The following is an 18,894-nucleotide window of genomic DNA, read 5'->3' on the forward strand; positions in this document are numbered from 1 at the left end:
TCATATAGTGTGTACGTTTCTGGTGCAAAAACTTCAGGGGAATTGCAAATAATCTCTAAATCTTGGACATACTGATACTATTACTCTAAAAAAGGTGTGTAATCGGTAGGAAAAAGGAAAATTTGTTCAAATGGAAGCACTATCAACCTGATATTATCTTATTAACGGTAAGATGGTACCTACGGTACAACCTAAGTTTTCGTGATTTGGTGGAAATGATGGAGGAACGAGGTCTGTCTATTGCTCACACCACTATTATGCGTTGGGTGCATCAATATGGACCTGAATTAGATGAAAGAGTACGACGTCACCTTAAGATAACAAATGATTCCTGGAGAGTCGATGAAACGTATGTGAAAGTAAAAGGGCAATGGATGTATTTATATCGCGCAGTCGATTCAGAAGGAAATACCATTGATTTTTATCTAAGTGAATCAAGAGATAAACAAGCAGCCAAGCGCCTTTTCAAGAAAGCCTTGGCTGCTTCTCATATTTGTAAACCTCGCATAATAACAGTAGACAAGAACCCAGCCTATGCTGTAGCAATTCAAGAATTAAAAGAAGAGAAACGTATGCCTGAAGGCATACAACTAAGGTAAGTTAAATATCTCAATAATATAGTGGAACAAGATCACCGTTTCATTAAGAAACGTGTACGTTCTATGTTAGGATTCAAGTCATATGAAACAGCCACTTCTATATTGAGTGGCGTTGAAACCATGCATATGATGAAAAAAGGACAACTTCACTTACAGGTGAAGTCTGCCCAAAATGAAGTTAGATTCATACATAAATTATTTGGAATTGCATCATAAACTACCATTGAACAGTCTATGCAGGTTTCTATGCCTCTATCAAATGATTTTTGCACCAGAACCATTAAAAGGATGATTTTATATAAAAGAATCGACAAGCTATGTTAGAATATTATAAAAGTTCTAAAAGAGAAATAATAGAAGTAAATAAAAAGAATATATAAACACCAGAGAACAAATAGTTCACCCTTATTTTACATTCTATTAAAGGGTGTATTTTTTGTACCGACATTTTTAGGCATGAAATGTCGGTTATTATTATCTATTATGTATTAAAGTAAATATTTGAAAGGAAGTAAACTTATGGATTGGCTAGAAAGAATGAATAATGCATTGGACTACGTTGAGAATAGTTTGGATGAAGAAATAGATTACAAGAAGATTGCAAAGGCAGCTAATTGCTCTGAGTTTCATTTTTCAAGAATGTTTTCTTCAATCTCAGGTGTGTCGCTTTCAGAATATATTAGACGAAGACGTTTAACGCTTGCAGCATTTGAAATTCAAAAAAGTGATATTCGAATCATCGATGTAGCAATTAAATACGGTTACGTTTCTTCCGATGCTTTCTCACGTGCTTTTAAAAAAATGCATGGAATAACCCCTTCTAATGCTCGTAATAAAGGAGTACAGTTAAAAGCCTTTCCGAAAATTTCCTTCCAAATTTCTATTAAAGGAGGTACCGAGATGGATTACAGAATTGAAAACCTCGATTTTGAGTTAAGAATTGTAGGAAAGAGTAAACCCGTAAAAACAAGCAGCGCATTTAAAAAAATCCCTACACTTTGGAACACTGCGAAAAAAGACGGATTTATGCAAGAATTAATAGCTATGTCATGGGAAAATCCAAAATGCACGCTTGAAAGCCTTTTGGGGGTTTGTGGAAAAGAAGCCGCCATAACAGATGAAGAGTTTTCCTACTTTATGGGTGTAAGATATGATGGGGAAGTATCAGCTGATATGGAAACATTAATTATTCCTGCAAGTACATGGGCAGTTTTTCCGAACATAGTGGATGCATGGAAACGCTTATATTCTGAGTGGGTCTCAACCTCTGAGTATGAACTTGCAAATTTACCATGCATAGAATGTTATTACGGTCCGAAACATAAACCGAGACATGAACTCTGGGTCCCTGTTATACCGAAATAAAATACACATTCAATAAAAAAGAAGCTGTTTATCGTTTTCCGACAGAAGACTCCTTCCTCAAAAATGTGAAGGTGTGAAACGCCAATTTTAGGTGGGAGATGAATGTCGGTTGGCATATGCCAACATGTTTGCTATCATTTACTTGTACAGATTGCTCTTCAACGTTCTATCGACCCACGCTTGCCGAAGTTGCGAAAACCAAGCAAAAGTAGGTAGTGTGGTGAGTCAACGTACAAGATACTTATGTTCTCACCGTAGGGACTACGGGTAGAGCCTGTTAAGATAACCGGTGGATACATCGGTGTTCACAGGAATCTCCCACTTCAAACAGTCCGTAAGGACGTTAAGTGGTGAGTAGTTCAAGGAGTAATGAAAAAACACTCTCAATTTAAATGCTTAGAAATTTGAGCTTTTTATATTGTGAGTAACCAAATCATGACCTAAAAACTTACGTTTCCGTTGTACAAAAGCTAGTTTTCTAGCAAGCTCTTCTGAAGAATAAGATATCGATGTAATTCTTCAGCAAATAATTGGAGTTCACTTTGAATCGAAAGATTCATAAAAAACGTCATCCTTTCTAATTTAACTTGTTTAGAGAGAATAACGTTTTTTTCAATTGGGGGGAAGTTAATATTCTTAAGTTGATGGGCATGTATGGTGCCCCCAAATGGAAAATAGCAGGATATTCGTTAACATGCAATAATGCATGTTCATTCAGCGAAAAAATCTGGTAAAATCTAAGCACCTGTTCTATTTTTTCAGTTATCTTGGAAACCTTACTTCTTAATTACCCAAATGGGGGGCGCTTTATTGCGTCTTTTTTTTATTTTTAAAAGGATCGGCTCAATTTCTTCTTAGAGCCGTATTTTAATTTAAATGAGATACGATAGTTGTATATAGACAACAATGAGAGGCAGCAAGTATTAAAAGAAAAGTAGATACAAATAGGGGGTGTATTTCATGTATAACTTACAAAAAGATATGTATGAACAATTGAAAGAGAAAAAAGGGGAAGTTACTGTATTTTTAAAGAATGGCGTTCCAGTACGTGGGCAGATCCTTGCGATGGATAAATTCACTATTCTTATGATGGTTCATGGTAAGCAACAACTAGTCTACAAGCAAGCAATTTCCACAATTCTTAAGTAATCCTTCTTCCTTTTTTCGATGGAAGAGGAAAAAACACAAAAAATAGAAGATTGAGATCAATCTTCTTTAAAAAAAGAACAGATGACAGATTACTACTCCAACTCTTAATCAATTATAAATAAGCACATATAAATATTCAATTCATTCCGAGTTTTCTCAATATATTTGTCTTATTTTTAAATTATAATATAAGTAATTCTTTTTATTATTATATATTTGTTCTTTCCTGTTGCAGAATCCTTATTATAAGGATTCTTTTTTTGTTTCAAGATCAGCTTTATATAGGAAACTACAAGACAAAGTATATTGAACTACCCCCACTTTCACTTCGTTTAGAAGAGGGGGATTCCTAAGTAAAGAGTTCTATCGAACTCTAATTTATTAGGCTATCTCCACAGTCCTTGCGGTTAGAAGCCTTATCGCTTCATTCTTTAGATTGATACTTGCGTTAATATCCCTATCATGGTGTGTACGACAAGAAGGGTAGTCCCATTTACGTAGTTTTAGATTTTTAACGTCTTTGTTTTGATATCCACAACAAGAACATAATTGGCTCGAAGCAAATGTTTTCGATACGACAATAATTTGTTTGCCGTCCCATTTTGCCTTATATTCCAACATAGTTCGAAGCTGAGACCATGATACCTCACTAATTGCTTTTGCTAACTTATGATTCTTTAACATATTCGATACTTGCAAATCCTCTATACCGATAACATCGTGGTTTTTGATGATTTCAGTCGAGATTTTGTCCAAGTAATCTTTTCTAGCATTCGTCATGTATTCATGAATTCTAGCTACTTTTACTCGTTGTTTATTCCATCGAGAAGATCCTTTCATTCTTCTAGAAAGAACACGCTGTGCTTTTGCCAACTTCTCTTCTAATGATCGAAAAAACTTCGGATTTTTATAGGTTGTTCTATCTGACAAAATGGCGAAATCTTTTATTCCCACATCCATTCCAATGTAAGAATGTGTTTTCGGAAGTTCTTGCACTTCTGTTTCAACTAACAATGATACAAAGTATCTGCCAGAAGGGTTCCGTCTAACTGTAGCATTTAAAATGCGTCCCTTTACTTCACGACTTTTGGCAAATCGAACAAGACCTAGTTTTGGCAATTTAATTTTGTTTCCTATAACGGCAATGTTTTCATTTGTTTGTTTTGTGGTGTAAGATTGTACATTGTTTTTCTTAGATTTGAAACGCGGGGCACTGTTTTGTTTTTTGAAAAAGCGTGTATAAGCATCCGCAAGGTTGCGAACAGACGACTGAATCGCAATACTATCCACTTCTTTTAGCCAAACAAACTCTTTCTTCATGGCAGGAAGTTTGGCAGAGCATGTACCATATGCCAAACCTTTTCCTGTTTCTCTGTATGCATTATCCCATAGAGATAGGAAGTGATTGAATACAAAACGAGAACAGCCAATCGTTTTATTGATTAGGGTCGCTTGTGCTTGATTTGGATAGATACGAAATTTATATGCTTTATTGATCATCATTCGTTTCACACCCATTTCGATATATGTCTATTATACAACAAACGTACATTCGATAGGTAGTGAAGTAACAGTTTATGTATGTCGAACAATTAAGATGGTTTCCTGCCATCCCTTGCCCGAAGCCAATTCATCTCCCACCTACTCACTTCGCGTTCCTTGAGGAAGGAGCCTTCTTGGCTAAAATGATAAATACAGCCTTTGCACCAAAACCTTATATAGCATGTCGCTCTCTTTTTTTATTGTATGAGAATATAAGTACTCAAGTCATGCCACCTTTCCCCCTAAATTCCTCTATCCATAAATCATTGTGAAAAAGGATGTTTCTATAACAATAAAACAGATAGAAAATTAAAAACATTCTAATTTTTAAGAATATGCAATTTTGCATTAATAATAACAAGATAATGTTTTTTCTGTATAATCCCTTAATAAGATGCATCTTTATTATACGTAGTATTGAGAGGAGAAATAAAAATGAAGAAATCCGTCGTTACATTACTAGCAACCGGAATGGTTTTAGGTGCTCCATTTTCAAGTGCCTTTGCAGCAGAACAAGTATCGCAGCAAGAAGCTTTGGACAAAATGGAAGTCGTTCAAAAAAAGTGGAATGATGAACAAGGAAATCCATCTTTCCTTTCAGGGAAATTATCTGATAAAAAAGCAGATTCAGAAAAGTCTGTAAAATCGTTCCTTGAAGAAAATAAAGAATTATTTAAAATCAACCCACAAACTGACTTAACACTGAAAGAAGTAAATTCAGATGATTTAGAAATGAAACATTATGTGTACATTCAATCTATTAATAAAGTTCCAGTTGATGGAGCACGTTTCATTGTTCATACAGATCGTGATGGCAAAGTAACAACAGTAAACGGAGACGTGCATCCCGCTGCTGCTGAACGTTTGAAAGGAAATACAAAGGCAAAGATTTCAAATGAAACTGCCCTTTCAAATGCATGGAAACATATTAATCTAGCAAAAAAAGATACATTTGTAGAAACAAATGGAACTCCGTTAGAACAAATGAAAGAAACCGTAAAATCTACAAATGAAAAAGCAGATTTAGTTGTTTATGAAAAAGACGGGAATTATTACTTAACTTATAAAGTACAATTACAATTCATTAAACCTTATGGAGCAAACTGGAAAATATATGTAAACGCAGAAGATGGAACAATTGTAAATTCATATAATGCAGTTACAGATGCAGATACTCCGCAAAAAGGCTACGGCAACGGCGTATTAGGGGATCGAAAAAGCCTGAATACAACTTATAGCAGTCAATATGGAAAATACTATTTAAAAGACACAACAAAGCCGATGAACGGTGGCGTTATTGAGACAACTACAACTAATCATGGCACTGATTGGCAAAATCCAAGTAATTACAATTTATTCGATACAGATAATGCTTGGATAGATAAGAGCCAAGCTCCGGCAGTTGATGCTCATTTTAATGCAGGAAAAGTATATGATTATTATAAAAATGTTCATAACCGTAACAGTTTTGATGGAAAAGGTGCAACGATTCGTTCTGGAATTAATTTCGGAACCAACTACAATAATGCATTCTGGAATGGACAACAAATGGTATATGGTGATGGCGATGGTGTTCAATTCGCACCGCTGTCAGGTTCTCTTGATGTTGTTGCACACGAACTAACACATGCGGTAACTGATAAGTCAGCTGAGCTTGAATACCTAAATCAATCCGGGGCACTAAATGAATCTTTTTCTGATGTATTTGGATATTTCGTTGATCCAGCCAACTGGGATTTAGGAGAAGCTGTAACTACGCCAAAAGTTGCAGGAGATGCACTTCGCAGCTTATCAAATCCTGAAAAGTATGGCCAGCCTGCTCATATGAATGACTATCAATATTTACCCCCAACAGAAGAAGGAGACAATGGCGGCGTACATATCAATAGCGGTATTCCAAATAAAGCTGCTTATTTAACAATCAATGCTATTGGTAAGGAAAAAGCAGAAAAAATCTACTACCGTGCTTTAACAACGTACCTTACACCAACTAGTGATTTCAGCAAGGCACGTGCTGCATTATTACAATCTGTTGCTGATTACGATGGCGTTAATAGCGCGACATATCAAGCTGTGCAAAAAGCTTGGAATGACGTAGGAGTAAAATAATAGTTTCATTGATAGAAAAGTGTAAAAGGACACGCTTGCTAGGATTATCTGACGAGGGTGTCCTTTTTTCACTGTATTTTTTATCGTATACTGTGGTCCCGCCACATGCCCATCAACTTAAGAAATTGGTAGTTCCCCAAAACGAAAAAATAAGTCGAATTCTATAATTAACTGTAAAAGGGTAAAACTTTCATTTTGAGGTGGTTCCAAATCCTTAGCTTGATAACGATGTGACGGTAGCCCGACTTAGAAGAATTACTTGGATTCACTGGAGAAGAAATTGAGCAAAAACGTTATTTTATAAATAATCAAGTCAGATTATCTATTTCTGACTTGATTTGAAATTAAAAATATAAACCTTTGCCCACTGGCTGAACTGTTTCTAGCACATTGTCAACCATTTCTTCATTAATTAGGGTTCTTATAATCCAAGCTGAGAGATCTTGAGCAGCAAAACAACCTGCGGCAGTAGAGATATTCCCTTCGTTTACGAAACTTTGCTCAATAACGTCTACATCAAATTCTTTAAGTTGTTCTACTACGGATGGATATGTAGTTGCTTTTTTGCCGGTTAATAATTTTTTAGCTCCTAGTAGTAGTGAACCAGAACACATAGAGCCTATTAATTGTCTTTGAGGATCTACATGAATGCTATGAAGATATTCTTGATTTTGATATAAACCTTGTACACCCTTACCACTTGCAAATATTACAGCGTCAGCGGAAGGAATATCAGATATGCTTCCTGTCATGGGGATACGTAAGCCAGACATGGATATATGAGTTTTTTCCGTTCCTAATAGTTGGACATTCCAATCAGAAATACCACCAACTAAACGGACACGATTTAATAAATCCCACGGTAAAAAAACATCTATATCAGTAAAGTTATCGAAACAGACTATTGCAATTTTCATTCTTCATCCTCTATTATTAAAATATTAAGAACATTTTAATTATAACAATTTCAAGTGGAGGTAGCGAAGTTTAAATTGCTTAATATCTGGATATCGCCCCAGCGTTACCAAGCTAAAAAATTGTATCCAAAAAACGAAAAATACGCTATTCTTTTTGTAGAAATATACAGAAAGGGTGGCGTTTTTGGTATGAATTTATGGATTTCTGATGAATTACAATTGTTTTCTAAAGAATTACAGCAACATATGTCACCACATACTCTGGATTAGTTAGCTAGAACAGTCGGATTTGTTCAACGAAAAAGTAAATATCGTGCACAAGACTTAGTGGCTTTATGTGTTTGGTTAAGCAAAAATATAGCTCATACTTCATTGACACAATTATGTATCCAATTAGAAGCTAACACAGGCATTTCCATGAGTCCGGAAGGACTCAATCAACGCTTTAATTCTCAGGCTGTACAGTTTTTACAACAAATATTAGCACATTTACTTCACCAACAATTTTGTTCTTCTAGTAAGATTCCAACTTTGTATATAAACTATTTTCGTAGTATTCGTGTATTGGATTCTACACATTTTCAGGTTCCAGATAAATTTGCTTCTACATATCAAGGCTCAGGAGGTAGTGGTTATAGTGCTGGTGTGAAAATTCAATTAGAATACGATTTGCTTAGCGGTCAATTTTTACATGTTCATGTAGGCTCGGGAAAGCAATATGATAAAATTTATGGTTCTACTTGCTTAACATCTCTTCAACCGCACGATGTATGTATACGTGATCTAGGATATTTCGATTTAAGAGATCTACATACGATAGACGAGTGTGGTGCTTATTTTATTTCACGATTAAAGCTCAATACTCGTATATATCAGAAGAATAGTGAAACTGAATACTTTCAAAATGGAACAATAAAAAACAATCTGAATACACCCAACTAGATATGGAGCAATTCATTGACCAATTACAGTCAGGTGAAACATATGAAATTCCTGAGATTTATATTGGAATGTATCAAAAGCTGCCCGCAAGGATAATTCTGTACAAATTAAATGAAACGCAAATGAAAAGTAGACAAAAGGATTTAGCATCTAAAGAACATAAGAAGCAAATTACTTATAAAGAGCGTAGTAAGCGACTTAGTGCAATTAACTTTTACATTACGAATATCCCTTCGGAATATCTACCAAAGGAACAAGTATACGATTTGTACTCCTTACGATGGCAAATTGAACTGATATTTAAAACATGGAAATCATTTTTTCGTATTCATCATTGTAATTCTGTAAAATTAGAACGATTAGAGTGTCACTTATACGGACAATTAATAAGTATCCTTCTTTGTTCCTCCACCATGTTTCAAATGCGCCAATTACTCCTCATCAAGAAAAAACGAGAACTAAGCGAATATAAAGCGATTTATATGATAAAAGATTATTTTCCACTTATTTATCACTCTCTACAAAAAGACACCCAAGAATTAACAAAGATATTGTCACGGCTGTTTAATCTCTTATAGAAAAATGGACGGAAATCCCATAGGTATGAAAAGAAAACAGTCTTTGATATCTTAGGCGTCGTGTACAACTTTTCTATGTCTCACGATCATGTAGCCTAATCCAAAAAATTGAAACCTGATAGGGTTTATTTGGTATGCAAATCTTTAAAAAAATCACACTGAATCTTCAGAAAAAAGGAAAAAACCTAGTTAAACGGAATTTTACTTACCCTTAGGTTGATGGGTATGGGGCGGTACCTCTTTCTGTACATGTATTTATCTTTTAAAGATGCTCATAGGATAAGATTTTGTAGTCCTTAGCGTACAATTTTCCCAGAATGATATAGTGACCCCATATAGCTATTTAAGGGAATTCAGCTCTGGGGGCATTTATTTTTCTTAAGTTGATGGATATGCAGGGTGCTCCCTATATACGTAATGTAATTGAGCGTTTATCCTTTTCTAACCTTGGTCCACTTAAATTTTTATCTTTTTTCACCTTCTTCTAAACCTTCAACATACCCCTTGTACAATAAAAAGACATTGGAACTATTCATAATCTTTACAACAGAACCACCCAGCCTATCTAAAGTTGATAAAGCTTATCTATTATTTTTTCGATTTCATCTTATGATTCTAAGCAAGGAAGGGGAATCTTCATTTTTCTATTCCGTTTTATGAACATCGGAACTAAAATCCCTCATTTCTTTATTTTATCTGCATTTCATCTGCATCTGTGTCCATTAAACTACGTAATTGTAAGATTTAGTTATAAAAATAGACTCATAAAAAGAGGGATCCATGAATGAAAATAAGCAAAAGTCGATCATATATGCGGAATGTTTTTTTTGATCGTAGCCATCGATCATTAAATAAACTTCAAGGTCAAAAAAAATCCCCAATAAAATTTGGGGATTTTATTCGAAAGGATACAAGTATAGCTTTATTTTTTCTTCTACCAAGTGCCATTGGATTTTCAATTTTTTATCTGATTCCATTTGTAATGGGAATGATTTATTCGTTAATGGATGGCACTACTGATGGTTCTTTTGTCGGTTTAACCAATTATAAAGAACTGTTGGGTAGTGCTTCTTTTCTCAAAGCAGCAACGAATACATTTTGGTTTACCACAGTGAGTGTACCGCTCATCATCATTATTTCTTTATTACTGGCACTTTGTTTGAACCAAAACATATATATTCAAAATTGGTTACGAAGCGCGTTTGTATTACCACTTGTCGTTCCTGTGGTTTCTATTGTCATGCTTTGGCAAATTTTATTCGATTGGAACGGCACGTTTAACGTATGGATGCACAACATGGGGTTTGAACGAATTGATTGGATGAAATCAAATTGGGCAATTTATATCTTGTCAATCGTATATCTATGGAAAAATATTGGATACAACATTATTTTATTCTTGGCAGCTTTACAAAATATCCCAAAGGAGTATTACGAAACTGCAGAAATTGAAGGTGCAGGTCGTATGCATACATTTCTAAATATTACACTCATTTATTTAACACCAACAATGTTCTTTGTCATATTAATGTCGATTATCAATTCGTTTAAAGTCTTTCGGGAAGCATACTTGATTGCTGGAAGTATACCACATGACAGTTTGTATATGATGCAGCATTATATGAACAATATGTTCGTGTCGCTAGATATTCAAAAGTTGACAGCGGCTGCCACGTTGATGGTGGGGGTTATTTCTATCCTTGTATTCGTATTGTTTGCAATAGAACGTCGTTTTCGAAAGTTTATGAATTAGGTGGGAAAAGCAGATGAAAAAAGAAAATGTATTTCGTAAATGGATGTTAACGCTATTTTTGACTATATTAGCCGTCATGATGCTATTTCCAATCGTATTTACCTTGACCAACTCATTTATGACTGAGCATGAGATTGGGTTCAATTATGATTCGATTGGAAAAGTGGAAAAGGATACACCGTTCATTAATTTGAAATTAATCCCAGATTTAGTGTCATTTGAACAATATGGAACAGTATTAGTGGAAAATCCAAAATTCTTAAAAATGTTTTGGAACTCAGTATTCATGGTTGTGCCAATCATAGTAGGTCAAGTCATCGTTGCATCATTTGCAGCCTATGTCTTTGCTAAGATTCAATTTCGAGGAAGAGACAAGTTGTTTATCGTTTATCTTTTGACGATGCTGATGCCATTCCAAGTTACACTGGTACCGAATTATATCATGGCGGATAAACTTGGAATATTAAATAGTACGGCGGCTATTATTCTTCCAGGAATCTTTGGAGCATTCGGTATATTTATGCTCCGGCAGTTCATGTTGCATATCCCGGATGCATATATAGAGGCGGCTAAGATGGATGGAGCCGGCCATATTACAATCTTTTTTAAGATTATTCTTCCTCTTATTCGTCCTGGAATTGCTGCTCTTATTGTTTTATTATTTGCGGATTATTGGAATATGATCGAACAGCCGCTTATTTTTCTGAATGATGAATCCAAATATCCATTATCGCTCTATTTATCAAAAATTAATGAAGGGGCACGCGGTGTTGGGTTTTCTGCTTCTATTCTGTATATGACTCCAATGATACTTTTATTTTTATATGCGCAGTCCTACTTTATTAAGGGAATTCAGTTATCAGGTGTGAAGGAATAATGAAGAATTACAATGTAAACTTTCCTTCGGAAAGATATTAGGAGGGAACTCAATGGAGTATAGTACAGAACAAGACGTTACAAGAAAAAAACGAAATATTAAAATCATTTCCAGTGTATTCATAGGGATTTTAACTATCCTAACACTCTTTAGTAATACGTTAGCGAATTGGGATTTGCCGAAGGTTATTACAGAGAAGCCAAAAAATGGTGAGCTTAAACAAACGTTTACAGGTAATGGCGAATTACAGCCACAGGAAGAAGTAAAGTTAAGTGCGAGTAGCGTAGAAGCGAAAGTGAAGGAGATACGTGTAAAAGAAGGAGACCGTGTCAAACAAAATCAATTATTAGTGACATACGATAGTAAAAAGAGTGAGCAAGATCTTCTTGATGCAGAAGCAGACCTTCAAATTAAAAAGTTAGAACTAAATGATAAAAAGTTAGAATTGAGTGAGGCTCAAGTTGCTTATAATGAAGCCCCAAAAAACCAACGAGATAACAAGTCAAACGATCAACCGAATAATCAACAAGATAGTAAATCAAATGATCAACCAAATAATCAACAAAATAACAAATCAAATGATCAACCGAATGGGGGTATAAGTGAGGCAAATATACAAAGTCTCAAAACAGCTGTGGAGAGCCAAAAAATTGGGATTAGTACGCAAGAAAGAAAAATTAAAGGTTTAAAAGAAGAATTAGAGATGAGTAAGAAGCTGATTGCTCCCTTCGATGGAGTCGTTACAAAAATAAATGCAAAGAAAGATCAACCTTCTACGAGTAATGAAGGAGATGTGATTCTCTCTGATGAGAGTAAAGGCTTTAAAGTTGAATTACAAGTACCTGCTGATTTAGCCACGCACTTGAAGGTTGGAGAAAAGATTGGGATGAAAAGAAATGCTAAATCCTTAGAAGGTGAACTTATAGAGATTAAAAATATAGAAAGTAATGAAAATCAGAGACCTCAGGAACAAGGTAAACAGCAAGATGAACAAAAGGGTGAACCAAAAGACGATCAAAAAGGTGAACCAAAAGATGAACAGCAATTTGAAATAACACCAGCAACTTCACAAGCACAGAAACGTATTCTTGTAAAAGTACAAGGAGAAGAACTGAAAAAAGGGGAGCAGGTGGAAGCCACAATAACTAAACAATTGACTAAAGGCGTGCTTATACCAAATAAGGTGATTAAGAAGGAAGGACAGAAAACATTTGTCTATACAATAGAAGAAAAAAAAGGACCTTTAGGTAATGCCTTTTATATAGAAGAGTCTCCCATTACTATTGGTGAATCCAATGGACAAGAAACAGTCGTGTTAGAAGGCGTATATGAGAATGATCAAATTGTTTTACAAACCAGTGAACCTTTGAAAAAAGACGACCGAGTAAAGATAAAATAGCAAAAATAAGGAGAGAATTTAAAATGAAAAAGGTTTGTATGATGCTAGTAGCAAGCTTATCAATCAGCTTTATGGCAGGTTGCGGAAATAGTGATAGCAAAGGAGAAAGAAAAACAAAAGATGGAAAAACGATAGTCGAATTGTGGACTTTAGGTAATACAGAACGCCTAAAACAGGCAGAGAAACTATATGAACAAAAGAACCCCAACATTGACATCCAGATAAAAGGTGATTTTTCCGAAAATGGATCGAATAAGGACGACATCTCCATAGAGAAAGAAATTAGTAAGGTGAATACAGAATTTTTATCTGGTAAAGGATCCGATGTGATTGTACTAGACTTTTTGCCACAAGAAAAGTATGTGAAGAAAGGATTGCTTACAGATTTAAGTAAAATGATGGATCAGGATAAATCTTTTGATAAAAATCAATATTTTAATAACATTTTAGATAATTCAAAAATAAACGAAAAACTTTACGGTATCCCATTATTTTTTTCGTTAAGTGGGCTAGTTGCGAACGATACAGCGATACAACAATCTGGAGTAAAAGTGAATGACAAAGAGTGGACTTGGAGTGAGTTTACAAGTATCGGAAAAGAATTGAAAAATAAAGGAACACAAAAACATGTTATTGGAAATACTCCTCCAGAATACCTGCTGCAATCTCTGGTGTATGATCAGTACGCTGAGTTAGTAGATAAAGCAACTGGAAAAGCAAAGTTCGAGTCTGAGTTATTTGTACAGATGTTGGAAAACGTAAAGAAGATGTATGACGAGAAAATAGTTACTGCAGATCAAGTGAACTTAGAAGAAGCATATTTTTCCCTAGTATCAATCAATAAGGTAGAAGACTATTTCAGTACGGGAGCTGTATATGCTATGAAAGAGAGGACAAAAATGTATCAAAAACCACATATAGCTGGACAGAAAAGGGGAGTCGCTTTTACACCGCGAACAACAGTAGGTATAAATGAGAAATCTCCGGTTAAAAAGGAGGCATGGGACTTCCTTAAGTTTTTAATGTCTGAGGAGCGCCAGGAGTCCAAAGAGTTTTATCTGAAAATTAATGCATTTCCAATTAATAAACTTGCTTACGAAAAACAAATCAAAATATTGAAGGAAAAAGGAAAACTTGAGCATCCAAATGGTTCTATTAACATTACTGAGAGTGATATACAAGGATTAGAGCAAATGGTTGCTGGAATAAATGTTCAGAGCCCAATAGAGACTAAAATTGAATCCATTATTGCTGAGGAGTCCAAGTCTTACTTTAATGGCCAAAAATCAGCTAAAGATGTAGCAGAGCTGATTCAAAACCGAGTGACAACATATATAAACGAGTAAGCTGTATATATTTCACGACAGGTAGTAGTAATTAATGTGGAATTTACTAGCAAAACGGGGATAAAAATTGAAGAGGAATAAAGTGATTCTAATGTTATGTAGCAGTATAGTTCTAACTGATATCAAAAAATAAATGTAATTACTCAGAAACATACTCAATAAACCATGTCATGTACGATGACAACAGTGCATTGTTTCATAGGAAAGCCTAACAAGTAAGAGAAACTGCATAAAATTAAACGGCAGTTTCTCTTATTCTACTTCTTGAGCTCAAGGAACCATTCCGATTTCCTATAAATACAGACTAGCCCTCTAAATCTATCCCAATAGAGTTTCCGAAGTATTATTGTTTGTTTGGGTAGATGAGAAAAAGTGTGTGAAGTTCAACGTGAATACGTAAAATAACAAAAATAAGGAGAAAATTTAAAATGAAAAAGGTTTGTATGATGTTAGTAGCAAGTCTATCAATCAGCTGCATGGCAGGTTGCGGAAATAGTGATAGCAAAGGTGAAAGAAAAACAAAAGATGGAAAAACGATAGTCGAAGTGTCGACTTTAGGTGACACAAGGTCCCTAAAACAGGCCGAGAAACTATATGAACAAAAGAATCCTAAAATAGACATCCAGATAAAAGGAGCATTTCCAGAAAGTAGATCAGATGAAAGTGGATCCAAAGGAGAAGGATCAAAGATAGATGAGACCTCCATAGAGAAAACGATTAGTAAGGTGAATACAGAATTTTTATCAGGTAAAGGGTCCGATGTGATTGTACTAGACAGCTTACCTGCGGACAAGTATGTGAAGAAAGGATTACTTACAGACTTAAGTGAAATGATGGAACAGGATAAATCTTTTGATAAAAATCAATATTTTAATAACGTTTTAGATAATTCAAAAACAAACCAAAAACTTTATGGTATTCCATTATATTTTTGGTTAAGTGGCTTGCTTGGGGACGATACAGCGATACAACAATCTGGAGTAAAAGTGAATGACAAAGAGTGGACTTGGAGTGAGTTCACAAGCATTGGAAAAGAGTTATCAAGCAAAGGAACAGATAAAAAGGTTATTGGGAATACTCCTCCGGAACAAATGCTGCAATTTCTGGTGCAAGATCATTACAATGAGCTAGTAGATAAAGCTAGTGGAAAAGCAAAGTTCGAGTCTGATTTATTTGTACAGATGCTGGAAGACGTAAAGAAGATGTATGACGAGAAAATAGCCACTGCAGATCCTGTTAATTTAGGAGAAGCGTATTTTAACCTTCTACCAATGATCATGTCGGTAGAAGACTATTTCAGTACGGGAGCTGCATTTGGTATAACAGGGACAAAGGTATATCAAAAACCACATATAGCTGGACAAAAAAAGGGAGTTGCTTTTACACCGTACACAACAGTAGGTATAAATGCGAAATCACCGGTTAAAAAGGAATCGTGGGATTTTCTTAAGTTTTTAATGTCTGATGAGGTCCAAAGTAAAGCGAATGCATTTCCAATTAATAAAGCTGTATATGAACAGCAAATCAAAACATTGAAGGAAAAAGGAAAACTGGAGCATCCAAATAGTTCTATTAACGTTACCGAGAATGATATGCAAGGGTTAGAGAAAATGGTTGCTGAAATAAGCGTCCAGAGCCCACAAAGTACTAAAATTGAATCCATTATTGCTGAGGAGTCCAAGCCTTACTTTAGTAGCCAAAAATCAGCTAAGGACGTAGCAGCGCTGATTCAAAATCGAGTGACGACATTTATAAACGAATAATCTGTATATATTTCACGACAGGTAATAGCAATTAAAGTGAAAATAACTAGCAAAGTGGGGATTAGAATTGAAGAGGAATAAAATGATTTTGATGTTATGTAGCGGTATATTACTAACTGGTATGGTTGCATGTAGTAACAAAGGTGATGAGAATCCGGTGAAACCTGTTGCTCAAAATACGAATGCAGAGAAAAAAGAGTCATCTGTTGAACTTTCAAAAGATGATCGAGATACGAGTGCGAATAAAAAGGAATCACCTGTTGAGGAAACCAAACTCTCTATAGAAGATACACTCTCAAAAGAAGATCAAGAAATTGTTGACGTATTGTTTAATTCGGTCCCTGAAATAAAAAGTTATTATCAAAAAGACAAACAAGATTACACGGTTTCATTAACAGCAGAAGTTACAAAACCCAATCCAAATTTAGCAGATAAAAATATGAAAGAATACTATAAAGTGCATTTTGAAGGAAAAGTATTAGGTGGTTGGGAGTTTTATGTGAAACCAGATAGTAAAGAGGTTCTATTTAAAGGGATATTTGTAGGGAATAAGGGCTTCTATACTCTTGAAGAGTTCAAAAAAGAAGCCAATGAAGTGGATGATTTCTATGAAAAACTGAAAGAGAAAATTCCTGAGTTTAGAAAAAATGTGAAAACAACTGTTGCTAAAAAACTACAAAGTAAAGTAGCGAAAAAGCAAGAAATTAGCGATGAAGAAATCATAGCGTATCTAGATGAGGTTGCGGAACCGGAATTTACAGTATGGAACCAAGCTATGGCGGAAAAAAAGGGAATAGACATAAAAAAAGAAGTAATCAAACCAGATCCAAGTGCAAAAGACCCACTGAAGAGGGACTTTTATCAAGTTACAATCCAAAAAGAAACTTTCCTTATTAAACCTACTTTTGAAGAAAGAGACATATATTTGGCTCTAGATCAACCGATTGAGAAGGCAGGGAAAGAAGTGAATTCAGTAGAAGTTTCTCGTTTTATAACATTTTCTATGGACATGATTTCTCAGAAGGAAAGTAACCAAAAATAAATGTAACTACTCCTACTAAATAAGATGACGTACTCAATAAACCATGTCATATACGATGACAAAGGGGACTAAAAGCCCACGATAAATAAGAGGAACTGCACAAAATTGAATGGTAGTTTCTCTTATTTTATTTCTTAAGCCCAAGGAACCATGCCTTTTTATACTGCTCTCATAGGTTGAAATAAAGACTGGTCTCCTCAATTTATCCAATAGAGTTTCTGAAGTATTATTGTTCGTTCGGGTAGATGAGAAAAAGCGTTTAAGGTTCAACATGAATACGTAAATTTTGAATTCATACGATATATTTAAAAATACAAGGAAAACAAAAATGATAAAAACATATATAGTTCTTTTATTACAGGAGGTAAAAACATGACAGAGGTAGTATTAAAAAATATTTATAAAATATATGACAATAACGTGCCGGCGGTAGAGGATTTTAATCTTCATATTCAAGACAAAGAATTTATAGTATTTGTTGGTCCTTCTGGATGTGGCAAGTCGACCACTTTACGTATGATTGCTGGATTAGAGGACATTTCACAAGGAGATTTATACATTGACGAAAAATATGTGAATGACGTACCACCAAAGGATCGTGACATCGCAATGGTTTTCCAAAATTATGCCCTCTATCCTCACATGACCGTGTATGATAATATGGCATTTGGCTTGAAAATTCGTAAGTTACCAAAAGACGAAATTGAGCGTCGTGTTCACGATGCAGCAAGAATTCTCGGATTAGAAGAACTTTTAAAAAGGAAACCAAACGCGTTATCCGGTGGTCAGAGACAACGTGTTGCTTTAGGGCGCGCCATTGTACGTGATGCAAAAGTATTTTTAATGGATGAGCCATTATCAAATCTAGATGCAAAACTACGTGTTACCATGCGCTCTGAAATTTCAAAGCTCCATCATCGTTTACAAACAACAACTATTTATGTGACACATGATCAAACAGAGGCGATGACAATGGCAACGCGCCTGGTAGTTATGAAAGACGGGTGGATACAACAAGTAGGTACACCAAAAGAAGTATATGAACATCCTGAAAATGTATTTGTCGGTGGCTTTATTGGTTCACCAGCCATGAATTTCTTTAGGGGAAAAGTGGAGAATGGAAAATTTATTTTAGGTCATATCAAACTAAGTATTCCCGAAAAAAAATTAGAAGCACTACGTGAACAAGGATATGAAAATAAAAACATAATTCTTGGCATTCGTCCGGAACATATCTATGATGAGCCAAGTATATTAGAAACATTGCCTGATAATATGATAAATATAAAAATTGAAGTGGCGGAATTGCTTGGAGCCGAATCGATGATTTATGCTACGTTACACAATCAATCCTTCATTGCACGTTTAGATACACGTAATGATTATCAAACAGGCGAAGCTATGCAACTTGTATTTAACATGGACCAAGTACATTTCTTTGATGCTGAAACACAGCTACGTATTAAATAAATTAGTATCTTTTTGCACCAGAACCCACTATATTATTTGGGGG

The 18,894-nt window shown here is 34.9% G+C and carries 12 protein-coding genes and 2 pseudogenes; 12 read left to right on the forward strand and 2 right to left on the reverse strand.

Annotation, left to right across the window (positions count from 1 at the left end; genetic code table 11):
- Positions 1-101: 101 nt before the first annotated feature.
- The 3 genes and pseudogenes from JDS98_RS16805 to hfq all read left to right on the forward strand — a co-directional run bounded on the left by JDS98_RS16805 (position 102) and on the right by hfq (position 3,113).
- A pseudogene (locus JDS98_RS16805) lies at positions 102-815 on the forward strand (IS6 family transposase).
- 303 nt (positions 816-1,118) lie between these two features.
- Positions 1,119-1,964, forward strand: coding sequence for an AraC family transcriptional regulator (locus JDS98_RS16810; protein WP_199634117.1), 846 nt, complete (start codon positions 1,119-1,121; stop codon positions 1,962-1,964).
- A gap of 960 nt (positions 1,965-2,924) precedes the next feature.
- A complete protein-coding gene (gene hfq / locus JDS98_RS16815; protein ID WP_048567202.1) occupies positions 2,925-3,113 on the forward strand; it encodes an RNA chaperone Hfq in 189 nt (62 codons plus the stop codon).
- A 381-nt stretch (positions 3,114-3,494) separates the two neighbouring features.
- On the opposite strand, the gene tnpB is transcribed toward hfq, so the two are convergent.
- The gene (gene tnpB / locus JDS98_RS16820; protein ID WP_199634118.1) at positions 3,495-4,616 is read right to left on the reverse strand and encodes an IS200/IS605 family element RNA-guided endonuclease TnpB; all 1,122 of its coding nucleotides are present in this window, start codon (positions 4,614-4,616) and stop codon (positions 3,495-3,497) included.
- A gap of 474 nt (positions 4,617-5,090) precedes the next feature.
- On the opposite strand from tnpB, the gene JDS98_RS16825 reads away from it, so the two are divergent.
- The gene (locus tag JDS98_RS16825) at positions 5,091-6,764 is read left to right on the forward strand and encodes a M4 family metallopeptidase (protein ID WP_199634119.1); all 1,674 of its coding nucleotides are present in this window, start codon (positions 5,091-5,093) and stop codon (positions 6,762-6,764) included.
- Between the two features lie 344 nt (positions 6,765-7,108).
- Here the strand turns inward: JDS98_RS16825 and JDS98_RS16830 are convergent, their stop codons facing one another.
- Positions 7,109-7,681, reverse strand: coding sequence for a DJ-1/PfpI family protein (locus JDS98_RS16830; protein WP_199634120.1), 573 nt, complete (start codon positions 7,679-7,681; stop codon positions 7,109-7,111).
- A gap of 189 nt (positions 7,682-7,870) precedes the next feature.
- Between JDS98_RS16830 and JDS98_RS16835 the strand changes: the two are divergent.
- The 8 genes and pseudogenes from JDS98_RS16835 to JDS98_RS16870 all read left to right on the forward strand — a co-directional run bounded on the left by JDS98_RS16835 (position 7,871) and on the right by JDS98_RS16870 (position 18,851).
- Positions 7,871-9,300, forward strand: a pseudogene (locus JDS98_RS16835) (IS4 family transposase).
- Between the two features lie 685 nt (positions 9,301-9,985).
- Entirely contained in the window at positions 9,986-10,954 is a 969-nt protein-coding gene (locus JDS98_RS16840; protein ID WP_199634121.1) for a carbohydrate ABC transporter permease, read from the forward strand.
- 13 nt (positions 10,955-10,967) lie between these two features.
- Entirely contained in the window at positions 10,968-11,831 is an 864-nt protein-coding gene (locus tag JDS98_RS16845; RefSeq protein WP_199634122.1) for a carbohydrate ABC transporter permease, read from the forward strand.
- A 52-nt stretch (positions 11,832-11,883) separates the two neighbouring features.
- Positions 11,884-13,230 carry an efflux RND transporter periplasmic adaptor subunit gene (locus tag JDS98_RS16850; RefSeq protein WP_199634123.1) on the forward strand — a complete coding sequence of 449 codons (1,347 nt, stop codon included), beginning with the start codon at positions 11,884-11,886 and terminating at the stop codon, positions 13,228-13,230.
- 23 nt (positions 13,231-13,253) lie between these two features.
- Positions 13,254-14,576: an ABC transporter substrate-binding protein gene (locus tag JDS98_RS16855; protein WP_199634124.1), complete on the forward strand. Its 1,323-nt coding sequence runs from the start codon at positions 13,254-13,256 to the stop codon at positions 14,574-14,576.
- Positions 14,577-15,004: 428 nt separating this feature from the next.
- Positions 15,005-16,339, forward strand: a complete 1,335-nt coding sequence (locus JDS98_RS16860) for an ABC transporter substrate-binding protein (RefSeq protein ID WP_199634125.1) — start codon at positions 15,005-15,007, stop codon at positions 16,337-16,339.
- Positions 16,340-16,421: 82 nt separating this feature from the next.
- Positions 16,422-17,381, forward strand: coding sequence for a hypothetical protein (locus JDS98_RS16865; RefSeq protein WP_199634126.1), 960 nt, complete (start codon positions 16,422-16,424; stop codon positions 17,379-17,381).
- A gap of 372 nt (positions 17,382-17,753) precedes the next feature.
- The gene (locus JDS98_RS16870) at positions 17,754-18,851 is read left to right on the forward strand and encodes an ABC transporter ATP-binding protein (protein ID WP_199634127.1); all 1,098 of its coding nucleotides are present in this window, start codon (positions 17,754-17,756) and stop codon (positions 18,849-18,851) included.
- Positions 18,852-18,894 lie beyond the last annotated feature (43 nt).

It is taken from the genome of Bacillus cereus group sp. N11 (assembly GCF_016483605.1).
GTDB classification, from domain to species: domain Bacteria; phylum Bacillota; class Bacilli; order Bacillales; family Bacillaceae_G; genus Bacillus_A; species Bacillus_A toyonensis.

Bases quoted from the DNA above. Each gene is read 5' to 3' on its own strand.
- JDS98_RS16810 (WP_199634117.1), top strand. From the start codon at position 1,119: ATGGATTGGCTAGAAAGAATGAATAATGCATTGGACTACGTTGAGAAT.
- hfq (WP_048567202.1), top strand. From the start codon at position 2,925: ATGTATAACTTACAAAAAGATATGTATGAACAATTGAAAGAGAAAAAA.
- tnpB (WP_199634118.1), bottom strand. From the start codon at position 4,616: ATGATGATCAATAAAGCATATAAATTTCGTATCTATCCAAATCAAGCA.
- JDS98_RS16825 (WP_199634119.1), top strand. From the start codon at position 5,091: ATGAAGAAATCCGTCGTTACATTACTAGCAACCGGAATGGTTTTAGGT.
- JDS98_RS16830 (WP_199634120.1), bottom strand. From the start codon at position 7,681: ATGAAAATTGCAATAGTCTGTTTCGATAACTTTACTGATATAGATGTT.
- JDS98_RS16840 (WP_199634121.1), top strand. From the start codon at position 9,986: ATGAAAATAAGCAAAAGTCGATCATATATGCGGAATGTTTTTTTTGAT.
- JDS98_RS16845 (WP_199634122.1), top strand. From the start codon at position 10,968: ATGAAAAAAGAAAATGTATTTCGTAAATGGATGTTAACGCTATTTTTG.
- JDS98_RS16850 (WP_199634123.1), top strand. From the start codon at position 11,884: ATGGAGTATAGTACAGAACAAGACGTTACAAGAAAAAAACGAAATATT.
- JDS98_RS16855 (WP_199634124.1), top strand. From the start codon at position 13,254: ATGAAAAAGGTTTGTATGATGCTAGTAGCAAGCTTATCAATCAGCTTT.
- JDS98_RS16860 (WP_199634125.1), top strand. From the start codon at position 15,005: ATGAAAAAGGTTTGTATGATGTTAGTAGCAAGTCTATCAATCAGCTGC.
- JDS98_RS16865 (WP_199634126.1), top strand. From the start codon at position 16,422: ATGATTTTGATGTTATGTAGCGGTATATTACTAACTGGTATGGTTGCA.
- JDS98_RS16870 (WP_199634127.1), top strand. From the start codon at position 17,754: ATGACAGAGGTAGTATTAAAAAATATTTATAAAATATATGACAATAAC.